The 1,660-nt window shown below is 60.5% G+C and carries 1 protein-coding gene; it reads left to right on the top strand.

All coding sequences use genetic code 11. The features are described 5' to 3' along the window. The first annotated feature begins 78 nt into the window (after positions 1-78). Positions 79-1,632 (top strand): ISL3 family transposase, encoded by a 1,554-nt coding sequence (locus DDE76_RS19290; RefSeq protein WP_104891932.1) that lies wholly within the window; start codon positions 79-81, stop codon positions 1,630-1,632. Positions 1,633-1,660 lie beyond the last annotated feature (28 nt).

Raw genomic sequence — 1,660 nt, 5'->3', positions numbered from 1 at the left:
TCGGCGCGGAACGTTGGCTCTGACTCACATTTGGTGCAATCGCGCGGTGTGATTTCCTTTTGAGAGGGAATCACTGAAATGGCGCGAAAGCTTGGAACTTCGTCGCTTATACCGTCAGGCTTCATCATTGAGACAACGGTGGAGATAGACGGTCATCTCGAGATCGGCGTCCGCCCTCGTCAAACGGGAAGTGTTTGCCCCTCCTGTGGGCGCAGCAGCCGTAGTGTCCATAGTCATTATTGGCGAAAGGCCTCCGACCTCCCGCTTGGAGGTCGTCGAGTCAGATTGCTCGTCAAAGCCCGCCGATTTCGATGCAACAGCGTGCTGTGCGGACAGAAGATATTTGCCGAGCGGCTGGAGAATGGCGTGCTTGCGCCCTGGGCGCGCAGGACAAAGCGTCTCAACCTCCTCGTCCATCATCTGGGCTTGGCGCTCGGTGGGCGTCCGGCCTCGCGTTTTGCCGATCGGCTCATGGTGCCTGTCAGTAAGGACACCTTGATCCGCACCGTCCGGCGCTATGGCACGGCAGTGCCGGTGCCTCCTCGCGTCATCGGTATCGACGACTGGGCCTGGCGACGCAATCATCGCTATGGGACGCTGATCTGCGATCTTGAGCGCCGCCGTCCGATCAAGCTGCTACCGGACCGGGAGCCCGCGACAGCTCAGGCTTGGCTCTCTCATCAAGGCCAGGTCGAGATCGTTGCCCGAGACCGGGGCGGCGGGTACGGTCTCGCGATCAGCAGAGGCCTACCACATGCCGTCCAAGTCGCAGACCGCTGGCACCTGATGGAGAACGCCAGTAGGGCCTTTCTCGAGGCAGTGCGCAAATCCATGCGGGAAATCAGGCGGAGTATCGGTGTAGCGCGTATCGACCCTGAGCTTCTGACGGCAGCTGAGAAGATCCAGTATGACGGTTTTCTGCGCCGCGAGGACACCAACCATGCGGTTATGGCGCTGTTCAACGAGGGCGTCCCGATAAAAGAGATCGTCCGGCGTACTGGTCACAGCCGCGGCCTCGTGCGCCAAATAACACGGGGGTTGCATTCCGACGTTTTCCGTACCCGCGAGAGCTCGCTTGAGCCTTATCTCGAATGGCTGGACGCGAGCTGGGAACAGGGCGATCGAAACGGTGCCGATCTTTGGCGTCGCCTGCGCAGAAAGGGCTTTAGGGGTTCGCTCCGGGTGGTGGGAGAGTGGGCAACGCGCCGGCGGCGGGCTGAGCAGACAGACGCCGCCCTGCGACGCATTCCCTCAGCGCGAACTATTGCCAGGCTTATGACCACAGGACGAGACCGACTGACGAAGGCGGAAACGGTCATTATCGCCGCTATTGAAGCCGATGTGCCCAATCTGGTTACTGCCCACAGTCAGCTCGATGCGTTCCACGCCATGATCCGGACCCGGGATTCTGCCGGATTGGCCGATTGGCTCGAGCAGACTTCGCACGGCCTGATGGCCTCGTTCGCGAAGGGGGTTCATCGGGACAGAGCAGCGGTCGAGGCTGCAATCTCTTCAAGTTGGTCGAACGGACAAACTGAGGGCCAAATCACCAAGCTCAAGCTCGTCAAGCGTCAGATGTATGGCCGCGGCAAGATCGATCTGTTGGAAGCACGGCTCATTGGTGCACCTTGATGGCCAGCACCAAATCTGCGCCAGAGCC

Origin of the sequence: Devosia indica (assembly GCF_003056405.1) — a bacterium.
Taxonomy (GTDB): domain Bacteria; phylum Pseudomonadota; class Alphaproteobacteria; order Rhizobiales; family Devosiaceae; genus Devosia; species Devosia indica.
Note: the sequence above shows the minus strand (reverse complement) of the source record. Positions and strands in the feature narration are given on the sequence as shown.

What these genes read in the sequence shown, in the direction of transcription:
- DDE76_RS19290 (WP_104891932.1), top strand. Translation starts at nt 79, where the DNA reads ATGGCGCGAAAGCTTGGAACTTCGTCGCTTATACCGTCAGGCTTCATC.